Source organism: Microbulbifer mixtoriginis (SeqCode) (assembly GCF_052466695.1).
The window spans coordinates 2238622-2260554 of sequence record NZ_CP174285.1 but is presented as its reverse complement, the minus strand read 5'-3'; the positions used below and the strand labels follow the sequence as shown (position 1 = coordinate 2260554).

The 21933-nt window shown below is 45.6% G+C and carries 20 protein-coding genes; 9 read left to right on the top strand and 11 right to left on the bottom strand.

The window, feature by feature from the left end:
- Window positions 1-9: 9 nt before the first annotated feature.
- The gene (locus ACJJI0_RS10065; RefSeq protein WP_444885767.1) at window positions 10-324 is read right to left on the bottom strand and encodes an MGMT family protein; all 315 of its coding nucleotides are present in this window, start codon (window positions 322-324) and stop codon (window positions 10-12) included.
- Between the two features lie 288 nt (window positions 325-612).
- Between ACJJI0_RS10065 and ACJJI0_RS10060 the strand changes: the two genes are divergently transcribed.
- Both ACJJI0_RS10060 and ACJJI0_RS10055 read left to right on the top strand, forming a co-directional pair.
- On the top strand, window positions 613-1584 hold the full coding sequence (locus tag ACJJI0_RS10060; RefSeq protein WP_444885766.1) for a DUF481 domain-containing protein: 972 nt from the start codon (window positions 613-615) through the stop codon (window positions 1582-1584).
- Window positions 1585-1660: 76 nt separating this feature from the next.
- Window positions 1661-2422 carry an SDR family oxidoreductase gene (locus ACJJI0_RS10055; protein ID WP_444885765.1) on the top strand — a complete coding sequence of 254 codons (762 nt, stop codon included), beginning with the start codon at window positions 1661-1663 and terminating at the stop codon, window positions 2420-2422.
- Window positions 2423-2505: 83 nt separating this feature from the next.
- Here ACJJI0_RS10055 and ACJJI0_RS10050 read toward each other — a convergent pair whose 3' ends face one another.
- A complete protein-coding gene (locus tag ACJJI0_RS10050; RefSeq protein ID WP_444885764.1) occupies window positions 2506-3177 on the bottom strand; it encodes a hypothetical protein in 672 nt (223 codons plus the stop codon).
- Window positions 3178-3483: 306 nt separating this feature from the next.
- Entirely contained in the window at window positions 3484-4629 is a 1146-nt protein-coding gene (cfa, locus tag ACJJI0_RS10045) for a cyclopropane fatty acyl phospholipid synthase (protein ID WP_252084965.1), read from the bottom strand.
- 141 nt (window positions 4630-4770) lie between these two features.
- Between cfa and ACJJI0_RS10040 the strand changes: the two genes are divergently transcribed.
- The 3 genes from ACJJI0_RS10040 to groL all read left to right on the top strand — a co-directional run bounded on the left by ACJJI0_RS10040 (window position 4771) and on the right by groL (window position 7446).
- Window positions 4771-5247, top strand: a complete 477-nt coding sequence (locus ACJJI0_RS10040) for an FxsA family protein (RefSeq protein ID WP_444885763.1) — start codon at window positions 4771-4773, stop codon at window positions 5245-5247.
- Window positions 5248-5463: 216 nt separating this feature from the next.
- Window positions 5464-5757: a co-chaperone GroES gene (locus ACJJI0_RS10035; protein ID WP_152452204.1), complete on the top strand. Its 294-nt coding sequence runs from the start codon at window positions 5464-5466 to the stop codon at window positions 5755-5757.
- A gap of 48 nt (window positions 5758-5805) precedes the next feature.
- Window positions 5806-7446, top strand: a complete 1641-nt coding sequence (groL, locus tag ACJJI0_RS10030) for a chaperonin GroEL (protein WP_252084967.1) — start codon at window positions 5806-5808, stop codon at window positions 7444-7446.
- Window positions 7447-7581: 135 nt separating this feature from the next.
- Here groL and ACJJI0_RS10025 read toward each other — a convergent pair whose 3' ends face one another.
- Complete coding sequence (locus ACJJI0_RS10025; RefSeq protein ID WP_444885762.1) at window positions 7582-8361, bottom strand: DUF4886 domain-containing protein; 780 nt, start codon at window positions 8359-8361, stop codon at window positions 7582-7584.
- A 333-nt stretch (window positions 8362-8694) separates the two neighbouring features.
- Here ACJJI0_RS10025 and ACJJI0_RS10020 point away from each other — a divergent pair, with 333 nt between their 5' ends.
- On the top strand, window positions 8695-11421 hold the full coding sequence (locus ACJJI0_RS10020) for a LamG domain-containing protein (protein ID WP_444885761.1): 2727 nt from the start codon (window positions 8695-8697) through the stop codon (window positions 11419-11421).
- Window positions 11422-11544: 123 nt separating this feature from the next.
- On the opposite strand, the gene ACJJI0_RS10015 is transcribed toward ACJJI0_RS10020, so the two are convergent.
- On the bottom strand, window positions 11545-13335 hold the full coding sequence (locus ACJJI0_RS10015; RefSeq protein ID WP_444885760.1) for a sensor histidine kinase: 1791 nt from the start codon (window positions 13333-13335) through the stop codon (window positions 11545-11547).
- Window positions 13313-13990 (bottom strand): winged helix-turn-helix domain-containing protein, encoded by a 678-nt coding sequence (locus tag ACJJI0_RS10010; RefSeq protein ID WP_444885759.1) that lies wholly within the window; start codon window positions 13988-13990, stop codon window positions 13313-13315. The genes ACJJI0_RS10015 and ACJJI0_RS10010 overlap by 23 nt, the downstream gene beginning before the upstream one ends.
- Before the next feature lie 849 nt (window positions 13991-14839).
- Here ACJJI0_RS10010 and ACJJI0_RS10005 point away from each other — a divergent pair.
- Together ACJJI0_RS10005 and ACJJI0_RS10000 are read left to right on the top strand one after the other, a co-directional pair.
- Window positions 14840-15613 carry an SDR family NAD(P)-dependent oxidoreductase gene (locus tag ACJJI0_RS10005; protein WP_444885758.1) on the top strand — a complete coding sequence of 258 codons (774 nt, stop codon included), beginning with the start codon at window positions 14840-14842 and terminating at the stop codon, window positions 15611-15613.
- Between the two features lie 18 nt (window positions 15614-15631).
- A complete protein-coding gene (locus ACJJI0_RS10000; protein ID WP_444885757.1) occupies window positions 15632-16630 on the top strand; it encodes an AraC family transcriptional regulator in 999 nt (332 codons plus the stop codon).
- A gap of 170 nt (window positions 16631-16800) precedes the next feature.
- On the opposite strand, the gene ACJJI0_RS09995 is transcribed toward ACJJI0_RS10000, so the two are convergent.
- The 5 genes from ACJJI0_RS09995 to ACJJI0_RS09975 form a co-directional block, all read right to left on the bottom strand.
- Window positions 16801-17685, bottom strand: a complete 885-nt coding sequence (locus ACJJI0_RS09995; RefSeq protein ID WP_444885756.1) for a ketopantoate reductase family protein — start codon at window positions 17683-17685, stop codon at window positions 16801-16803.
- Between the two features lie 27 nt (window positions 17686-17712).
- A complete protein-coding gene (locus tag ACJJI0_RS09990) occupies window positions 17713-18018 on the bottom strand; it encodes a hypothetical protein (protein ID WP_252084975.1) in 306 nt (101 codons plus the stop codon).
- A gap of 166 nt (window positions 18019-18184) precedes the next feature.
- Complete coding sequence (locus tag ACJJI0_RS09985) at window positions 18185-19630, bottom strand: coniferyl aldehyde dehydrogenase (RefSeq protein ID WP_444885755.1); 1446 nt, start codon at window positions 19628-19630, stop codon at window positions 18185-18187.
- Window positions 19631-19833: 203 nt separating this feature from the next.
- Complete coding sequence (locus ACJJI0_RS09980; RefSeq protein ID WP_252084977.1) at window positions 19834-20100, bottom strand: PepSY domain-containing protein; 267 nt, start codon at window positions 20098-20100, stop codon at window positions 19834-19836.
- A gap of 100 nt (window positions 20101-20200) precedes the next feature.
- The gene (locus ACJJI0_RS09975) at window positions 20201-20644 is read right to left on the bottom strand and encodes a hypothetical protein (RefSeq protein ID WP_444885754.1); all 444 of its coding nucleotides are present in this window, start codon (window positions 20642-20644) and stop codon (window positions 20201-20203) included.
- A 141-nt stretch (window positions 20645-20785) separates the two neighbouring features.
- Here ACJJI0_RS09975 and ACJJI0_RS09970 point away from each other — a divergent pair, with 141 nt between their 5' ends.
- Complete coding sequence (locus ACJJI0_RS09970; protein WP_444885753.1) at window positions 20786-21817, top strand: Fe(3+) ABC transporter substrate-binding protein; 1032 nt, start codon at window positions 20786-20788, stop codon at window positions 21815-21817.
- The last annotated feature ends 116 nt before the right edge of the window (window positions 21818-21933 follow it).

Below are 21933 nucleotides of genomic sequence, written 5' to 3'. Positions count from 1 at the left end.
ATGCCTGATTTAGGGTTTCCAGCGATATTTCGCCATATCTACCCGCCCCCTAAGAAAACTAACTCCTTCACTCTCCAGCCGCTCCCGCTGGCGAGAGGCTCCTGGCTCTGGCAGGGAGATACGGCCCTGGGCATTAATCACCCTGTGCCAGGGGAGGGTTGTGTCTTTGGGTAACTTCCTCAATTGTTGGCCCGCAAGTCGTGCTGCTCTGGGGAAGCCGGCCATTTCCGCCAGATCCCCATAGGTGACTACATGGCCACATGGGATTGAGGCCAGAACGCGGCATATTCTGGCAAGTGTATCGCTGGCTTGTTCTTTGCTCACAAAATTTCTCTGCTAAACCATTTACCGGAAGTTAGCTTCAGTTTGCCGCAATTGATGCCGAATAGGCTATAAATGAGCATCTAAAGGAGTCTTGCCCATGTATTGCCATGGGTAGTTGGGTAGTAACGGCGTGCCAGATTAATGACAGTTATGGCATTATTGCAGCTTGTTTTGTTTTTTTAGAACGGTTTTCACTGTTGGTTCACCCAGAAACTTTAAGGTCCTCCTGTGGTTCTATCGACACGCTTGTCTAGGTTTTTCACGCAAACTCTTCTCTGTCTGGCGTCTTTGCCACTCCATGCTGGTGTGCTCACCCTTGAGAATGGTGACCGTATTCAGGGAGAGTTGGTGCTGGTTGATAGCGAACAGGTAATTTGGAAGTCAGAAACTTTTGGCCAGGTCAAAGTCGATAAGTCCAAAGTCGTCTCAATGGACGTTGATACCGACTTGAAGATTGCCGGGCGCGATGAGCCATGTACCCTGGCGGGGCACCGGCAGGAGCGGTGGGAAGTCTACTGCGCTGAGGGAGATGGTTGGTTAATTGATTTCCCTGGAGTCGAGCGGGCAGAGCCGTATCCGCACTTTGTCAGTAACCCACTGACTTTCAAAGGCAACGTGAGTGCTGGGGGTGTCTTTGAATCTGGTAACCGTGAGCGAAAAGACCTGGATACCAAACTCAATTTGGATGTGCGTCATGGGGATTTTCATCATCTGATAGGAGCTCTCTACCAGAACCAGGATAGTGAAGATGATGGTGCCCTGGAAAAATACCAGCTGGCCTATGACTTGCGCTGGATCTTCGCAGAAAAGTGGTTTGCCGAGGCAAACACTGAGTGGGAGCATGAAGAGGCGCGCAACTTGGATTTGGGGACCACTATGGGTCTCGGTCTTGGTTACCTATTCTACGATACAGACAAGACTGCATTTTCACTGGCAGGTGGTGTCAGTAGCCTGCAGGAAGATTTTATTGATACCGAGTTGAGTGAAGACCAGGACGACCAATATGTGGCGGGTCGAATTAAGCTAGATTATCGCTATAAATTTTCCCTGGGTCCGGAAATTTACTTTAACCAGGAAACCCTACAGTCTTTTGATCATAGCGATGATTACCAAGCAAATGCCGAATTGGGTGTACGCACGCCATTGGTTGAAGGCGTATTGATGGAAATCGGCTATCAGTGGCAGTACGACAACACACCATCACTCGAGAGTGAAAAAGAGGATACCAAGCTAACCGTGGGTGTCGGTTATGAATGGTAGTATCTTGCTGGCAACCTGCTTTTAAGAAGGTTGCCAAGGCACAGCAGCAATAAAATTTAAAAATAAGGAGTTCATCATGCAGATTGCCGGCAGCATAGTGGCGATTACTGGCGCAGGCCAGGGTTTGGGGCGAGCAATGGGGGAATACCTGGCTGCACGCGGAGCCCGGCTGGCATTGATTGATGTCAATGAGGAAGGCCTCAAGCAGAGCGCTGCCGCTTGTGAAAAGCATGGCGCCGAGGTTCGTAGCTATATTATCAATGTTGCCAGTGAAGAAGAGGTAGATAAGGGCTTCCTGCAAATTGCCGAAGATTTTGGTGGCCTGCAGGTGCTGATCAATAATGCCGGAATTATGCGCGATGGCATGTTGTTGAAATGCAAAGAGGGCAAAGTTACCGATCGTATGTCTCTGGCCCAGTGGCAGTCTGTTATTGATGTAAATCTGACAGGTGTCTTTCTTTGTGGCCGAGCGGCAGCGGGCATTATGGCGGAGAGTGGCAAGGGCGGGGTGATGGTTAATATCTCCAGCCTTTCCCGAGCAGGTAATATGGGGCAGACCAACTACTCTGCCAGCAAGGCGGGTGTTGCCGCTATGACCGTAACCTGGGCCCGTGAACTGGCTCGCTACGGTGTGCGGGTAGCTGCAATTGCTCCAGGTTTTATTGGCACTGATATGGTTGCACAGATGCGCCCGGAAATCCTGGAAAGTCTGGTTAAGCAAGTGCCATTGAGACGCCTGGGTGAGCAAGAGGAAATTGCCTCAACCGTGGCGTTTATTCTGGAGAATGATTATCTAACTGGTCGAGTTCTGGATATCGATGGTGGTGCACGTATTTAATAATTAAGCAGTGCGCGATCAGAAGAGGGTGAACTTTGTTCGCCCTTTTTTATTTCCCTTTCAGTAATAACTCTAAGGTTTATCTATCCCTTCCTTGCATATCGCGTGTTGAGAGTCTTTCGATAAAACAGGTATACAAATAAGGAAATAATGAGCCAGGCCAGGATGGATGCCACTTCGTGAAATACGGTTTGCTCTAAAGATAAGTGAAAATCCCGCATCACAAAGCCTTTGATTAGTGCCGACCAGGCATACAACATCTTGCACATATGCAGGGCCCACCATGGTCGGCCTGTTATTTGTGGTCGGAAAAAAAACGTATAGACATCGAGTCCAACAAAAAACAGCATTAACGCGGATGGAGCCAAGTAAATGTTGGCATAATTGGGGTGTTTACCAATATCGTAAAGAAAAACCTGGAAATAGAAGACCGCGACCCAGGCAGCTATAGCAGCCAATACCCAATCGATAATATTGGAAGTGATTCTGCCATCATTAGAGTGCTTGATTCTCGGCCATATTCTGTAAGCAGAAAATATGGAGTAGCTGAATATACTGATCAATCCCAGTAATAAAAGGTCTGGGTGGGTATTGTAGACATAGGCAATATCGATCTGGTACTTGGGAATATCTGCCTTGAGATGCGGGATGATGTAAGGGTTGAATAGCATCAGCAGGGCACTGATGGAAAAGATAATGGCAATCAACAATGAGCTGAGACCACCGATCCGATGGTAACGGCTGCCCTTCTTCATCAGAAGAGTTAATGGGATAGTAATGAACGTTAAGATTATGGCTGCAACCGTATGAACCTCTATAAATAGATTTAGTCCTTCAGGGGTTGTGAATAGATAATGCATTTAGTAAAGACCTGGCGGCAGCAAGTATTAATAAGGCTTACAGGCAAATGGCGATAGTTAATGGATTTGATTATCAGGAGAATGGTCTGGGTGAAGCTTTGATAGAAGTAGAGCTTAATCGCTGCTACCAATTGCTCCCCCAGACTTTTGGAACTCTCAATGTTGGAAGAATTTGAAGTCTTTAATCAAAAATTTCTTGATCTAGCAAATTCTCTCCACACCGCCAACCCTATTTTTTGAGAGCATCCATTGCCAGAGCTGTACTCTGCGAACTCTAAATGTAGCGGCGCAGAACAACAGGTAATAGCGCCACATACGATAAAAGCGTCTGCCGTAACGATCGGCAAAGCGCGGCCAATTTTCCTCGAAATTTTTATGCCATGCCATCAGGGTTTTATCGTAGTCAGGCCCAAAGTTATGCAGATCTTCAAGTGTGAGAAGGTCCTGGGCTGCCTTGGTTATCTGCGTTGCAGCCGGTATTTCTCCATTGGGGAAAATGTACTTTTCAATCCATGGATCGGTATTGGCCGGTCTTGCTTTACCGATAGTATGGAGCAGTAAAGTTCCATCTTTCTTTAGGCAGCGTTTAGCCACTTCCATAAAAGCTCGATGATTTTTACGCCCAACATGTTCAAACATTCCGACACTGGCAATACGGTCGAAAGGCTCATCAAGCATTCGGTAATCCTGTAGGGAGACGGTAATCGGTAGGTTGGCATAGCGTTCGGAAACATAGGCTCTTTGTTCGCGGGAGATCGTTACTCCGACACACTCTACCTGGTATTTCTGGGCGGCATAGCCGATCAGGCTCCCCCAGCCACAACCGATATCCAATAGACGCATCCCAGGTTCTAGTTGCAGCTTACGGCAGATAAGGTCGAGCTTGGCTTCTTGAGCTTCGTCCAGGGTTTGAGCATCCTTCCAATAACCGCAACTATAGGTAAGGCGGTTATCGAGCATACCTGTATAAAACTCGTTTCCGAGATCGTAATGGTGCTCACCAACCTCGAAGGCGCGACGACGGCTTTGCAGGTTGATTAAGAAACTGCGCAGGTAGCGCCAAGCATAGCGCCAGGTCTTGGCATGGCGGCCAAGGTCGGCTTCCAGAATTTTGTACACAAATTGGTCCAGCGCTTGGACATCCCAATCTCCGCGCATATAAGTCTCACCGAGCCCCATACTGTGACGAGCGACAATCTCGTCTAGGGCCTCCTCGCGGTGGACTTGTATATCCCAGGGCCTATCACCATTCACCTGGATGTCGGCCTCGGCTAATATTTCGTCTACCAAGTGGCGACTGCGGCCAATGGCCGGCACTTCTATGGTGTCCTGCTGCTCGCTTGCCATCAAAGCCTCCCTCTCTCCTAGTTGCTGTGGGTTGATTGAGGCGCCCTTGAATAATTTGCCTCCCCACTCCATTTACTTCAGCATATTGAAAAACCTTGATCGTCCCAGCTTCGTAGAGCTGGTTTATTAGGAATTCCCTCAATGCGCCCATTACTGCTTCTATTTATAGTCCTACCTGTACTTGAAATGTGGGTTTTAATCACCGTAGGGAGAGAAATCGGCGCCTTGCCCACGATTGGATTGGTATTTTTAACCGCTATTGTTGGCGTAACCCTGTTGCGGCGGCAGGGCATATCGACCCTAATGCGGGCTCAGGAGAAGATGCGAACAGGCGATATACCTGCCCAGGAGATGGTTGAAGGAATCTTTCTTGCCGTGGGCGGGGCATTGTTGCTCACTCCTGGATTTATCACCGATGCCCTCGGATTTGCCTGCCTGATACCGGGTTTACGCCAACTGCTACTGGGGAGACTGGTGCGTCATATCACCATTGTGCGGCCTGGTGACCCCCGCAGCTCGGACCCCAACCAACGCGGTCCAGATATTATCGAGGGGGAATTTTCTCGAGATGAGCGAAAACCTATGGATCAGGTAGATCATAAGCATCATAAAGACTGAGCTGGTTAAATAGTGCACTATTTTGTGCTTCACCCGGCACTTTTGTAGTTTTTTTATTGAAGAGTGTTGAAATCCATTCTCGCGCCCATAGATAGGGTTCAACTGAGAATTAAGCCCCGCCTCTGGGAATCAGAGAGGGGTGAGGTTACCGGCCCATAAAGCCAGTGCCGCCGATGTTGAAAACCTTAAAAAAACGACTCAATGGAGAACTTATCCATGAAAATTCGTCCTTTACACGACCGCGTCGTAGTACGCCGTAAGGAAGAAGAAGCGATGTCAGCTGGCGGTATCGTGCTGCCAGGTGCTGCCAAAGAAAAGCCGAACCAAGGTGAAGTGGTAGCCGTGGGTGAGGGCAAGCAGCTGGACAATGGCGATGTTCGCGCACTGTCTGTGAAGGTGGGTGACACTGTTGTTTTCGGTCGCTATGCCGACAGCAATACCCTCAAGGTGGACGGCGAAGAGCTGATCATCATGAGCGAAGGTGACATCTACGGCGTGTTGGAAGGCTAAGAAAAGCCTTTAACTTTACTCGCAAAAAGAATTTGAGGAATAAGAATCATGGCAGCTAAAGACGTAATTTTTGGTGACGACGCTCGTCAGAAAATGCTGAAAGGCGTAAACATCCTGGCAGACGCCGTTAAAACTACCCTGGGTCCTAAAGGCCGCAACGTAGTTCTGGACAAGTCCTTCGGCGCACCTACCGTAACCAAAGACGGTGTTTCCGTAGCAAAAGAAATCGAACTGAAAGACAAGTTCGAAAACATGGGCGCGCAGATGGTGAAGGAAGTTGCTTCCAAAGCTTCTGACACTGCCGGTGACGGCACCACCACCGCTACCGTTCTGGCCCAGGCTATCGTAACCGAAGGCCTGAAATCCGTAGCCGCTGGCTTTAACCCGATGGATCTGAAGCGCGGTATCGACAAAGCGGTAACCGCAGCGGTCAACCACATCGCTGGTCTGTCCACTCCTTGTGCAGACACCAAGTCTATCGCTCAGGTAGGTACTATCTCCGCTAACAGCGACGAGAGCGTTGGTACCATCATCGCCGAAGCCATGGAAAAAGTGGGCAAAGAAGGCGTTATCACTGTTGAAGAAGGTTCTGGCCTGGAAAACGAGCTGGACGTAGTAGAAGGTATGCAGTTCGACCGCGGCTACCTGTCTCCTTACTTCATCACCAACCAAGAAAACATGACTGCTGAGCTGGATAGCCCTTTCATCCTGCTGGTAGACAAGAAAATCTCCAACATCCGCGACCTGCTGCCCCTGCTGGAGCAAGTAGCTAAGGCTTCCAAGCCGCTGCTGATCATCGCTGAAGACGTAGAAGGCGAAGCGCTGGCAACTCTGGTTGTAAACAGCATGCGCGGCATCGTTAAAGTTGCTGCTGTTAAAGCTCCTGGCTTCGGCGACCGTCGTAAAGCCATGCTGCAGGACATCGCTATCCTGACTGGCGGCACCGTAATTTCTGAAGAAGTTGGTCTGGAGCTGGAAGGTACTACTCTGGAGCACCTGGGTACTGCTAAGCGTGTAACCCTGTCCAAAGAAAACACTGTAATCGTTGATGGCGCTGGTGATGTTAAAGACATCGAAGCTCGCGTTGGCCAGATCCGTGCACAGATCGAAGAGTCCTCTTCCGACTACGACAAAGAGAAGCTGCAAGAGCGCGTAGCCAAACTGGCTGGCGGTGTTGCAGTAATCAAAGTAGGCGCCGCTACTGAAGTGGAAATGAAAGAGAAGAAAGCTCGCGTAGAAGACGCTCTGCACGCTACCCGCGCTGCAGTAGAGGAAGGCGTAGTACCTGGCGGTGGTACCGCTCTGGTTCGCGCTACTCAGGCTATCTCTGTAACTGGCGACAACGAAGACCAGAACCACGGCATCGCTGCAGCCCTGCGCGCTATGGAAATGCCTCTGCGTCAAATCGTTGCCAACGCTGGTGATGAAGCTTCTGTAGTTGTTGATAAGATCAAGCAAGGCGAAGGCAACTTCGGTTACAACGCTGCTACCGGCGAGTACGGTGACATGCTGGAAATGGGCATTCTGGACCCTGCTAAAGTAACCCGTTCTGCACTGCAAGCGGCAGCTTCTATTGCTGGTCTGATGATCACCACCGAAGCTATGGTTGCTGAGATCCCGGAAGACAAGCCGGCTGCTCCTGACATGAGCGGTATGGGTGGCATGGGCGGTATGGGCGGCATGATGTAAGCCGGCCTAACAGCCTATCTAAAAAGCCCCGCAATTGCGGGGCTTTTTTTTGCCCAGAACAAAATGCTAGATAGCTGCTGTGACGAGTCGAAGCATGCCTGGATATTCCCAATGATGGTTAGACTTGGGAAAAGTTTATGGACTCAATGTGAGTGCCTTAGCTTGTTGTGCAAGTAACTCTGCTGTTTCTTCGGGAATACCCGTGATGGGAGGAGTATTTAACTGCGATAAGCCTACTAGATGGAAAGCAAAGACTAGAGAAGATAGATAGACACCCTTACGGTTGGGATGGCTTCCATCATGAGTGTAAAGGTCGATGTTTTTATCTAAAGATTGAATTGCCTCCCACGCAAGGCCGACTGGAACGATTTCTGAGAATGTTGTTTTAGCCATATTTTGGTAGCCTTCTAGCAGACGAGTTTGCATTTTGCTGCGAGTATCGTCAGGAATATTTTGAATATCTCCATGTTTGCGTCCCCAGGTTAGAAAGAGCAGAGGGGTGGCTCCGGCTTTTCGAACCTCATCCGTCAGTTTTTTCGCGTAAGGGTAAATCTCTTTTCGTCTCTGTTCTTCAGGAAAAGATGGAAGCTGGCTCTGTTCCTGAAGCACTACATAGTCCCATTTTCTCTCATGAATAGCTTCTAATGTCTCTTCAGACTCAGAATGTTTTCGCAAGGTCCATCCACCTGGGGTTAAGGATCTATAGGTGATTTGTGTCCCATTAATTTCAGCGATTGACTGGATCATTGTAGGAAGCGGGCGAGTGTAGCTATTGCCGATAAAAAGCACGGAGAGAATTTTCTGGTGTTCTTGATCAGTTTGCGTCTTTTGCGCTACTAATAGAAAAGTTCCTACTACTAATAGAGAGATAAGAAAAAGTATTTTTAGTTTTAAATAACTTTCGGGTTTATTCATTGTTTCAGACTTTCAAATGGGCCAATTGCCGCTTAGGTTAGGTTAACTCTCGGCTTATTTCTGTGCAGTGTGTTTAAGATCTATATCCTTATCTGGTGAAACAGGTAATTGAGGAGATAACCCTTTCTTTTGAAAATAATCCTCTGATTGTTTTTGTTTATTACTTTCTGGATTGTAACAAGGATGATGAATATAGGTCGGCAAAGACTCGATATATATGTATTTAATACTAATTTTGAGGAGAAACATTACATATATTTAATGTTCAGTCCAGCAAAGGGTTAGCATGTCCTTTTAGACTTCCCTTTCAGTAAATGGGAGGAAAGAGCAGATATGTTGTTATCAAAAGGTAATCTTGTACTAGCTGCCTGTCTTGCAGTACTAGGCTGTAAGGATTCGGGGGGCTCTGGAGAGGGGCGGGCGTTAGAATCCAGGAGTTCGCAAGTAGACTTAAGCCAAGCGTCGGCTGGTTTTTTTGCGCACTATACCCGTGTCAACTCAGTAGATATTCCGGAAAAGGTCACAGGGCCTTATGCTGACATCATTGTGAACCTTGAAGGGAAAGGTAAGCTTGTTTTTGCTCGCGATCATAGTTACCGGCCTGTCTGGCATTTTGGAAACAATTCTAATCCTGTAGCGCATTTGGCTGATATTTCGAGTGATGCCAATACTCGCTTTGATAAATCAAATGACTTTTCTTATGTTCGTATCTTAGAGCAGTCAGATGAAAAGGTTGTTATTCATTGGCGTTACTTTCCGAAAGCTAATGCGAAAATGGGACGAGATCCCGAAGGGGTAGTCCATGAGATTTATACGATTACTCGAGATGGCAATGTAACCAGGTTATACCGGCCAGGCACTGATACCATCACAGACTGGGATGTGCGTAGAGGGGCCATTATTCAGACTATGCGTCTCACGGAAAATGGCATAGCTGATGTACAAAATAAGTCTGGAGAGCTACAGGCAGATGTGACTCAGGGTAATGGAAATGCGATAGTCAATTATACTCCCCCTGGCTTGCCAGTGGCTCATTGGAAGTTTGATGAGGGTAAGGGCATGAGTACTGTTGAGAGCTTGAAATCAGCGACTGGATATATTGACAGCCACGGAGGTAATTGGGTCGCTGGTGTGTCTGGTTCGGCCCTTTTTTTTGACGGTTATAGATCAGCAGTAGTGGTCGCGCAGGATGAGGCACCCATATTTAAGGAGGCTCTTTCCATTGAAGCCTGGATTAATCTAGCCGCTTATCCATGGAATAACGCCCCTATCATTCACCAATCAGATAATATGGGAAATGAGGGGTATTATTTTGGAGTAAGTTCTGACGGTAAACTCCTTTTTACGGTAAATGGAAAAACTTTAATCTCTGATAGCGTAATCCCAGTTAATCAGTGGGTTCATGTTGGTGTTTCTGCAGAAAAGAATTTATCACTCTATATCAATGGTGTTTTAGATAAAAGTCAATCTTATGATGTCAATCTTTCGACTCCAGATATGCCAATGATTGTGGGGATGAATAATTCACCTTTACCGGCAACCGATGGGGTTCGGGAGAGTGAATTAAATGAATTCAATCACTTCTCCAGTATATTCGGTATTGAGGGGGCAATAGACGAGATTGCCATCTATAAACACTCCCTGACATCTAAAGATTTTTATGATAGTTACAATGGTTTTTTATTAGCACAAAAGAAAGCTCCAGATCCTAGTTTTACAAAGCGGCAATTGCCAGATCTGGAAAAATACCCTCAGAAGTTTGGTGGGATTTATACAAAGTTAGACTTTCATGATGCTTGGGATAACCTATGGAGGGTTACTAACAACGAAGATATTGTAGTCCGGTTCGATAATAAGCCGATTAGCTATGTATATTGGCGAGGAACATCACACGGCATGAACTTGGTGACGGATAATCGGTGGATGTCTGATCAAAGTGTGGAGTTAGTAATTCCAGATCCAGATGATCCTGAAACTCCAGCTTCAGTCAATCCAATTGTTTCTTTGGCTGAACACATGTCTGATAAGGCGGCTCTACGAACCCATGTTCGCATGATTGAAAATACTCCTGCACGGGTTAAGGTTCACTGGCGTTATGCTGCTGCAGATGTATTTGATTTACTCGTTATGGATACTGCTTATATTGATGAGGTGCATACAATTTATCCCGATGGGGTGGCAATCCGGGATGTTTTTTACCATCCTGCAGCTGATGAAGGTGGAGTAGAATTTTACCAGGACTTCCAATGGTTACTAGGACCTGGTCAAAAGGCTGAGGACTTCCTGAATTATAATGCAGTTTCGATTGCAGGGCTTAAGGGGGACTCCTCTGATATAATTTATCCTATATCCTTAGATAGACCTAATGATGGAGTGGACCCCAGCCCTTTGCCCGGTAATATTGCGGTGCTCAATAGCCAAACAAACTGGAAGGTCTTTGGAGTAAGTCAGGCAGGTGGTTTTTTTCCCTCTGCTAATGAGGAGAGTTCAGAGCATATAGATTTCCTGGGAGGTACTTTTCCGTTTGCAGGCCCTTGGAATCATTGGCCAATAGCTCAAATTCCTTCCGATGGTCGATTCTCCGTTGCCAATGATAGAGTTTCTCACTTCGCGGTTGGTAATCTAGAGGCCTTTGAATATGGTTCTGGATCTATGATGTATGGATTTACTCAGGGAACACCGGTTGATTTACAAGACTTGGCAAGTTCATGGATTTCTCCACCTGTAATAGATGCGGTTCAAGGTGTTAAGGACAATGCAATTACTTTTATCACAGATGAAAGAGCCTATAGCCTGACATCAGATGGGGTATCAGGAGATATTTCTTTGCTGGTGAAAGCTAATGATAGTAGTCCTTTGGTAAATCCATCACTCATTATTCGCCAATGGGGAACAAGTAAAACTCCGAAAGTAAAATTCAATGGCAAAGCACTATCCGATGAAAAATTGGGTATTATCAGAGATACTGATGGATCTCAGACTTTGATTGTATGGTTGCCCGTAACGGCGACCATGGATTCATCCATTGAAATTATTCGTGATTCTGTTGGTGGGCGTTAACCTTCTTGTTGGTTGTTATATTTTAAGGGTAAGCAGAATTGCCATACAATAGTATGGCAATTCTGCTTTGTAAGTGGAAATTAACTATAAATAATTTTTTATTTTCCTCTTACAAATAAACACTCAATATAATTTAGTGGGCTTGCTTTCTTGAGAATTTAAAGGATGGGCGGAATGTGGTTCTGTGATTGATGGGATATCTATCTGTATCTTTAATCCATTGCAGTTAGCTAAATGAATCTTGGCTTTGTGTAAATTGCAAACAGCTAAAACAAGACTTAGTCCAAGTCCGTTGCCTTTTGTATGCCTATGCGATTCCAACCGGTAGAATCGTTCAAAGACCTTTTTTTGATCATCTTCTGGAATTCCTGGACCGCTATCGTGTAGCTGCAGACGAAGATAATCTTTACCCTGCTGAGATTGGGCTGAAAGCCTAATATCCAGATTGCCACTTCCTGGTGCGTACTTAATTATATTATCAAATAGATTTGCAATAGACTGAGACCATTGGTTTTTATCCCCAAAAATCATATGCTGCTCATCATCTAAAGTGATGGATGGAAGTATTCCCTGATCATGAAAAGTCGGTTCATAGACTTCTATTAGGGTTTTAAGGAGTTTGTGTAGTGAAAAGTGTCGAAATTCTGACCTTTTCGTTCCTTGCTCAATTTGTGAGATCCTGAGTAATGCATTAAAGCACTCTATGATCTTGTCATTTTCATTAATAATGGCTTCGATGGTATCTTTATCTGGTTTTTCTATATGCAATAATAGTTCTAGCTGGCCTCGTAGTCGAGAAAGTGGGGATTTTAGGTCATGGGCAATATTGTCGGAAACCTGCTTTATCCCCATCATTAACTGTTGAATTTTATCCAGCATTGTATTGATATGTATAGATAATTGATCATAGTCTCCGCCATTACTATTATATGGGATCCGTTTGTCCAGATCGCCAGACATAATTTGGCGGCATACTTTATTGATCTCGCTTATTCTTCTGACTGATTGCCTAGACACAAGATATCCACAAATTAGACTAATAATTGTAGTGATCAAAAGCCCATAAAAAATAGCTGAGTTAAGGTTTTTCAATAAGTGAAATTCTTGGGTGAAATCCTTTCCCAGTATGAGTTCTCCTCCATCACTAAGTAGAGAAGATTTTGCTAGGCATATGTGTTGTTCATGTTCTTGAGCAAATGTAGAGTCTGGATTGTAGGTTGCTGTGTATGTAGACTTATAATAAGTGCTTTGTGGGGAAGTTCCTTCGATATTGCTGAGTATAATATTTCCCTTTCTATCCTGAAGCTGTACACAGAGGTCCTCCGTATCTAAAAAATACTCAGTTTCAATATAATATTTTGTAAGTAGTGTTGTATCTATGTGACGTTTTTTATGGTATTGGGGCCAATGGCTAAATCGGTCATCAGTAATCTGGTCTACATAATCGTGAAAATCTTCGGGAAATTCTCTGTTAAGCAGATACCAGATTAAGTTGGCCGGAATCTTTTCTAGAGGTGGGGTTATGCCCTCTCCTAGTGCGAATAATCGCCCTTGAATAGCAAGTTTCTCTTGCTGACTTAAGCTGCTTTTACTTAAAAGGTTTTTGAAATGGTGTGTGTAATCGCTAGTAAATTTTGATGGTGAAGCGTAGTTGTTAATAAAATTTCTAGGTTTTACATTTTGGAAGTTTGGGAAAAGGTCGGGGTGAAAAAACTCTAGGTCATTGATTGCCGCAATAGATTCTTTTGTTATATTTTCAACTTTATGAAATGTTGGATTTGTCAAGGATTGCTTTGTGAGTAAATAGATGCTTGCCAGTGAAATACTGGAGCTAAGGCAGACGCAGCTGAATGTAATAATTGCCAGTCTGAAACTAGAGCTTTTATGTAGCTTAATTTTTTTCATGAAGGACATAACCGGCCCCCCTTACTGTGTGAATAAGAGGCCTATCCTGGGATTGGTCAACTTTCTTTCTCAGTCTGCTTACGTGTACTTCTACTACATTGGTCTTGGGGTCAAAATGAAGGTCCCAGACTTGCTCCAAAAGCATTGTTTTTGTAATAATTTGACCTTCATGTCTCATAAGATATTCTAGGAGTTTGAATTCTTGGGTTAATAGCTCAATACTACGGCCTCTGCGTTGTGCCTTTCTTGTTAAGAGATTGAGCTCAAGGTCTGAAACAATAAGGGATTCATAGGTATTGGACTGAGGTTGGCGCCTACCAATGACTTCGACTCTGGCTAAAAGCTCCGCAAAAGAAAAAGGTTTGGAAAGGTAGTCATCACATCCACTACGTAAACCTTCAACGCGATGGTCAACGTCTCCGAGGTTACTTAGCATTAAAACCGGTGTACTGATTTCCATTCCCCTCAGGGACCTTAATAGCTTTAGCCCATCCATACCAGGAAGCATTCGGTCAAGGATGATTGCATCAAAATTTTCGGTGCTAGCTTGAATTAATCCTGTTTTTCCATCATGGCATAGCTCTACACTATGCCCTTCCTGGTTGAGGCCCTTGTGAAGGTAATGGCTTAATTTGATGTCGTCTTCTATTATAAAGATTCGCATATATCTTTAGCTGGTAAATAGTTTTGGTTGCCAGTTACTTGTTGATCGAGTTCTTTAAATTGATTTTTTAAGTTTTTGATTTATCTCAGGCTAAGTCATGTGTGCATGGTGAATATTAAAGGGTAACTAAATGTTGCCAGGAACTTTCAGCCTTTTAGACATGAACATAATTAATTTAAAAGTGATAAATGCTATTTTTACACCTTACTGAAGGGGTGGGAGTAGTGAAGCCTTTCTAGATTTTTGCATGTGGAGAACACTAGCAAAAAAACAGTTGTTAGGCTAAAACTGCGTCTTAAATTGTGTGTTAAGTGTGCTTCATGCCCCTTGCAATATCAATGTTATATAAATCAAGTACCAAGAGAATACCCTGTTGTTTAAGTCCAGGCTGGTGTAATCAGTGTATGAATGTTAGAACGTTGGGTTTACGGAGTCACAGTATATGACTCAATTGAGGTAGAGGTTCTCACTCTCCAGAGTGGACAGTGGCGCGACCATAAAGTCACAGCATCAAAAATAATAAGTAACGGTAGCCCGAATACACTGAATTTTAATAGGTATGGTATGTACGAGGGCAATGGTCACCGCTAGTGAAAGCTACTCTAGGAAATTATTCCGTCTTTACCCTAAAGTAGCGTCTCTCAAGTTTTGGAGTTGCGATTTCAAGCCCCTTAATACGAGAAGCGATATCTTGAGCTTATTTCAGCGTATCAGAAAAAATCTTAGATAAGTTGAAACTATCCCTTTGAGCGATGGCATGTTTGGATAGCCAACCGGCACAATCGGATGCTTGGCTGGCGTCTTTAGCTTATATACTGATTCTAAGATTAACACTTGGGAGACAGTTTGATGGAAGCGGCACTTATCACAGGGGCCTCTGGTGGTATTGGTCTGGAGTTGGCCAAGATACATGCGGCTAAAGGTGGCAACCTGGTTCTGGTTGCTCGGTCTGAGGGGAAGCTTTTATCACTCAAGCAGCAGCTGGAGAAAGAGTTTGGTGTCCAAGTAATGGTAATTACTGAAGATCTATCTGACCCGTTGTCCGCACAGAGAATTTTTGAGCGAACACAAGGCGAGAATGTGGAGGTTGGTACCCTGATCAACAATGCGGGTTTTGGTGGTCATGGCCTTTTTCATCAGCGGGACTTGGAAGCTGAGCAGAGTATGATGCAGGTAAATATGATTTCCCTTACCAATCTCACCCATCTGTATTTAAAGGGTATGGTTGCCCGAAATAGCGGGCATATCCTTAATGTCTCATCTACAGCCTCTTTTATTCCCGGCCCTTTACAGGCGGTTTACTACGCAACTAAAGCCTATGTAACTTCATTCAGCCAGGCATTGGCTGAGGAGCTGAATGGCACAGGTGTGACAGTAACCGCTTTGTGCCCCGGCGCTGTTGCAACAGGATTCGTCGCGGCAGGTGATCTTCAGGGTGTCGATATTTGGAAGAATGCCCGCTCAGCTGAGTCTGTTGCCAGATGTGGTTATCAGGCTATGGAGCGTGGATATCTGGTTGCTTTCAATGAGACGCGGCTAAAGTTGTTTCTGAATTGGATAATGCCTTTATTGCCTCGTAAAATGCTACTGAAGTTTTCCCGTCAGACGATGGAAAAGTCTTAATTGTAGGAAGGCCCGGTAATGATCAGACGTGCAGCTAAATTTTTGGTACCTCCTAGCTGGAAGTTGATATTACACGATATGAATATCGATACAGCGCTGGCTTTGGCCTATGCCGGGTTACCTGCGGATTTATTGCAGCGGGAGTCTGTGACACTGACTCCGGTGGAATATTTCCGCTTCTGGTGTGGTATTGACCAGGCTTCGAAGGATAAGCCACTGCCGCTCTTATTGGCAGAGCATCTTACGGCTGAAACATTTGATCCCCCTGTGTTTGCGAGCCTTTGCAGCGAAAACCTGAATCAAGCTTTATTGCGGATACAGCAGTACAAACCATTGATTGGTCCAATGGAATTGCACTTGGATATTACTGATAAGTACACAAGGCTTAATTTAGAGTGCTATGGCAGTGATGAAATTATCCCCATAGCTTTGGGATTGAGTGAATTAATTTTCTATATCCGCCTGGCTCGATTGGGAACCCGGGATAAAATTCAACCTTTGGAATTGGCTCTACCGCAGTTACCGGAAGATCAAGCGCCTTATCAGAAGTTCTTTGGTTGCTCAATTAAGAAATCAGACCGGGTGAGAATTTGCTTCTCAGCACAAGATGCACAAAAATCGTTTCTGACTGCCAATGCCCGTATGTGGGATTTCTTTGAAGGTAAATTGAGTCAACAGCTAAAGGATCTGGGCAGCGAAGCCACAATGGGAGAGCGGGTCGGGTCCGTGTTAATGGAGTTATTGCCAGCTGGTGAGAGCTCTATTGAGGCAGTATCTGAGCGTTTAATGATCAGCAAAAGAACTTTACAGAGAAAACTTGGGGAGGAAAATCACACTTTTCAGTCTGTCTTACAGGAGATTAGGGTAAGTTTGGCTGATCACTATCTCTCTAAGTCTAATCTCCATCTGGGAGAAATTTCCTTTATGCTAGGATTTAAGGAGCCTAATTCATTTATACGCGCTTACCGAGGATGGAAAGGGGTGACACCTCTTCAATATCGGAATTCTATTTATTGATCATATTTATCTTTGGTTTTAGTGCTGCTACTAGATTGAAGGTAAATCATACTGGTCCCTAGCGGTGTAGCTAAATATGCTTCTTCATGGTCAGCATAAAGTCGTAGGTTTATTTGAATGCTCTACAATAAGTAGCCAGTTGGGAGTTTGGGGCGGACAGCTAGGTAATCTCAATATAAGTTAGGATACTTTCTCTTAAAATTATTCACGGCTTCAATGGTGTAAGGAGTGGCAATTCCTACTTTGCGGCCTAATTTAATAATAAAACCATTCAAATAGGAAAGCTCAGTAACTTTATTTTCTCTAGCATCCTGGTAGGTTGAAGTGTAATGATCCAAATTTTTGGCTTGTTGGGTGAGTTTTTTCCACATCTCTTGTTTGTCTTGATTGATCTCAATTTCTTTTGAGAGAACTTCGTAGGATTCATAAAGTACATTTTTCATGTGCTTGGTTATTTTGTCGTCTGCAAAAAGCTCCCTGAGGGTTCTTGAATAGGTGGCTGAAAATATATTTGTTGTGCAATTGAAAATAGTCTTTTCAACACGATGCTGTACTGTGTTGCTAGTTGTTTTGGTCTCGATAAGTGAGTCTTTGAACAGCTGCAGTAAGCTTTCTGAATATTTGTCATTCCCAACGAGAAACCCAGAGCCTTTTGTATGCTTCAGTTTATTGTTGTTCAGATTGAAGCCGTCATATACCAATACGCTCGTGAAGTTTTTCTGATAAGTGTGTTCAAACTCTGAGATATCAAAAAGGCAGTTTTGTAATAGAATAATAATTTTTGATTTTGGGTTTGTCTTGCTTAAATTGATGAGGTTTTTCTTTAGGTCATAGATTTTGCATGTTAAAAAAACAAAGTCATAGGTTGATTGAGTGCTGATCTCTTTTGAGGTGGGCGGGAAGTCATATCTCTTAGAGTTAATGAGGAGATATTCTCCAATTCTATCCGCTTTTCTACCTATGACATCTACATGATAGTTTGCTCGGAAAAATTTTGCCGCTAGGTATGATCCAATGGAGCCTGCTCCGAGTATTAATATTTTTCCTTTTTTCATAAGGTTCGTTCAGGATTTTCTTGTTACCTATTTGGCTGGTCGATCTGCAAAAATAATCCCATTATCTGGGTTTACTTCCAAGGCTCGGAGCTCGCCCTGGTAAACCGCTTGAATCTTCCAGCGCCCTCCCACGAAACGCATACTGGTTATAGGCTTAAATCCAAGACTGTAGAGTTTTGCCCTAATAGTCGATGGATCTAGAGCAATAACCGAAGGCGTTGCTCCGTAAAGATCGGGGCTATCGTAGATTGGGGCGGGTTTGTTAGGGTCTATCCCTGGGGGAATGGGGTTTGTCAAATTACTAACGAGCATGACCGTTACAATAAAACTCACACGAGGCTCCACACTACAACCAAGCCATGTTTTTAGTGTGGACAGTGGATGATCATTACGCCAGTGATTTTAATTAAATGTTTGAATGAATCGAAAATAATAACCCGGCGTATGGGTTCGCCGGGTTATTATTTTTACATGCGGTTATGCTTTCCAGTACCCAATTTTACCGGGTCATCTTGAGCATAAGGTTCAATAGTTTATTGGAAAGTTTTCCATAGGGGGGGCGCATTAATTTCAATAGGTCGATTGGTCCCTGTTGGTAGATAGGGCGCAATTTGGAGAAGGTAAGGAAGCCTTCGTAACCGTGGTAATGGCCCATGCCACTTTCTCCAACCCCACCAAATGGAATATCGTGCTGTCCAACATGTAATACACAGTTATTTATCGACACACCGCCAGACATAATTTGCTCAATATAGCGATTTTGCAGGTTCTTATCGTTCGTGTAGGGATAAATTGCCAGTGGTCGTGGCTGAGCATTGATATAGTCAATGACTTCTTCAGGCCTTGAATAGGTCATAATTGGCAGAAGCGGGCCAAAAATTTCCCGCTGCATTGCCAGCATGTCCCGATTTACGTTGATTAATAGATGGGGAGGGAACTTTCGCAGGCTGTCATTTCGTTTGAGTTCTCCGGCACTCAGGTCGTAAATCTTAGCCCCCTTATCGACGGCATCATCCAGTGTTTTCCACAGGCGCTGGTAGGCTGCGTTGTCAATAATGGAGGTATAGTCAGGGCTCTGCCAATTGGGGAAGTGCTTTTTCATTACCCGCTTGGCATGCTCAATAAAGGTATCCAGTTGGTTCTCAGGGATAAAGAGATAATCTACATTGACACATATTTGCCCGGCATTGACCATTTTCCAGTGAATCAGACGCTCCGCTGCTTTTTCGATGGGAAAATCGGGGGCGATGATAGCGGGGGACTTCCCTCCAAGCTCTAGCGTGACTGGAGTCAGGTTTTCTGCAGCGGAGCGCATCACGGCCCGCCCAGTAGTGCTGGAGCCGGTGAAAATTAGGTGGTCAAATTTTAGGCTGGAAAATAGTGGACCTATTTCACCATAGTCAGCAATAAAAGAGAGTTTCTCCTCTGGAAAATACTTGGGGCTAACCTCCTTTAACAACTCAGCAAGCCGACAGGAGTTGGTAGACATCTTTACCATTGCGTGATTGCCTGCGGCAAAGATATTGGTTAGAGGTGAAAAGCTAAGGTTAATGGGGAAGTTCCACGGCACGATTACCCCAACTACTCCCAGGGGTTGAGGTACTACAGTATTTTTTGACAGGGGGTAGGCTTTGAAGTCGACATGGCGCCGCCTGGGCTTCATCCATTTCTTGATGTTCTTTATGGCATCCTTGATGCCGGAAAGGGCAGGATATATCTCCAATAGCAGGGTTTCTTCCCGCGAGCGATTGCCGTAGTCACAGCATATGGCTTCAATGATGGCTTCCTGCTGTTCACGCAGCATTCGTGCCAGGGTTTTTAGATCTTGAACACGCTGCTGATAGCTGGGAACAGGGTTGGCGTGATGGGCTCGGCGCTGGTTGTCTAGCTGGTTCTGGAGTAGCGCCTTGTCTGCATCCTGCCGAGTAAGCGTCTGGATGGTCATTTTATTATCCTTTGGCGTTTGTCTTAGACCAGACTAACGCATTCATCCTCGCGGTGCTTGACCAATTACGTCAGTGAATAGACATAATCACTGTGGTTACGTGAGTTGCCACCACATTGGTAAAAACTGTGATGAATTCAGGCCCTCCCCGGAGTATCCCTAATCCGGGGAGGACTGGTAGGAATGATCGCAGACTATGCGAGTCAGCTGTTATCGGGTTTTTCGGATTGCACCTCTGCTGAATTAGGATCCACAATCAGGTCGTATTTCTGATCGCCCTTGTAGGCCTCCACTTTCCAGCGTCCTCTTTCCAGGTCTACCTCCACAATAGGGGTGTAACCCTGTTGCTCTAACTTTGTGAGCACCATAGAGAGTGCCATAGCCCCGGGAGGGGGTTTCTCGTCGGCGATGGCGACTTGTAGCGTGGTTGCGGCGATTAGTGCCAGCAACATTCTGCTGAAGAACTTCATTTTTCACTACCTCGCTTGCGGACCCGGTTGAAAAATTGACCGGGTAATAGAAGGTTTACATCTCGCTTTACTCAGCAAGATACTTAGCCTTTTGATTGCCTTAAAGGCCCTGGTCACCGGGGTGACTGAGACGTTTCTGAACTGCTAGACACCACTCCGGGCTGCCGGGCTTTACATCGGCCAGGTTGCCGCCCGTCAGCTTGGTGATTGCATCAAACCACTCTGCACTGCCAGTGGGGGGTAGACCTGATGGGTACATTTTTTTCAGGTCGCCATCTTGTTGGGCCATCACTTGCCGCTGTACCCAGGTAAACCAGCCCGGTGTACAAATGGTTTCACTACCCGAAGCGGTAGCCTGTAGCTGATTGGTGGGGTCTTCCGCCGTGCTGCTCGCGTTTCGCTTAATCGGCTGTTTCATTGCCTCGCTGGCTGTTTGACCAGCGGTTACTTCACTACCCGATGATTGGGCCTTATGTGGCTCGCCCTTGCGGTCGCAGCCGGTTAAGGCAAAAACCAGAGCGAGTGGCAGAATAAGGTAATGCATAGAGACTCTGCAGGTGGCTAGCTTGAATCTAAGCATAGGAGGGATTTTGCGACTTTGCTGGGTAGAGAAGTTCCAGGTTGACATTAATACCTTTCCAAATGAGAATGCTTCTCAAATTAACCCCAGGGTGATAGGACTCCCATGTTTACCAGATCTCTATTTCAAAAAGCGATTGCAACTGTTGGTTTGATTGGTGCCATTGGGGCCAATGCCGCTGAGCAAGTAAATATTTACTCCTACCGACAACCTTTCCTGATTGAGCCGATCTTGCAGGAGTTCACCGAGAAAACCGGTATTGAGACCAAAGTGGTCTACGCCAGCAAAGGCTTGAACGAGCGGCTGCAAAGGGAAGGGCGCAACAGCCCTGCCGACCTGGTTCTGACTTCCAATACCAGTAGTCTGATGGACTTGCTTAATAAGCAGCTGACCCAACCGGTAAGCAGTGAAATCCTGGAAGACAATATCCCGGCGCAATTCCGTGATAAGGCCGGTAACTGGTTCGGCCTGACAACCCGAGCGCGTTTAATTTACGCTTCCAAAGACCGCGTTAAACCCGGTGAAATCACTCGCTACGAAGAGCTGGTAGACCCCAAGTGGAAGGGCCGAATCTGTACCCGCAGCGGCAAGCACCCCTACACCCTGTCCCTGATCGCCTCCATGATCGCCCATCACGGTGAAGCAGAAACCAAAGAGTGGTTGCAAGGCGTGAAAGCGAATCTGGCGCGTAAGCCGCAGGGCAATGACCGTGCACAAGTGAAAGCCATTAGCGAAGGTGTCTGCGACCTCTCCCTGGGTAACAGCTACTACTTCGGTAAAATGATTACCAATAAGGAGCAGCCGGAGCAGGTGGATTGGGCCAAGTCAGTCAACCTGGTCTTCCCTAACCAGAAAGATCGCGGCACCCATATGTTTATTTCCGGCGCGGCGCTGACCAAGCATGCCCCCAACCGTGAAAACGCCGTTAAGCTGCTGGAATTCCTCAGTGGTGCCGATGCTCAATACGCTTACGCTGAGAAAAATTTTGAGTTCCCTGTACGCCCCGGTACTGCTCGCTCTGAGTTGATCAAGGAATATATGGGTGAGTTTAAAGAAGACGATCTGAGCCTCACGGAAATCGGTTCCTACGTTCCGGCGGCTTCCCGTATGGTTGATGAAGTACGCTTTGACTTTTAGAATGTTTAACTGAATGGGAGTTGCTGCCCAGCCTATTGGTAGCACTATCTCAGCCTTATTCGAACGGCCCTGTCGAGAGACCAGGGCCGTTCTTTTATAATGAGCTTTTGATTTCT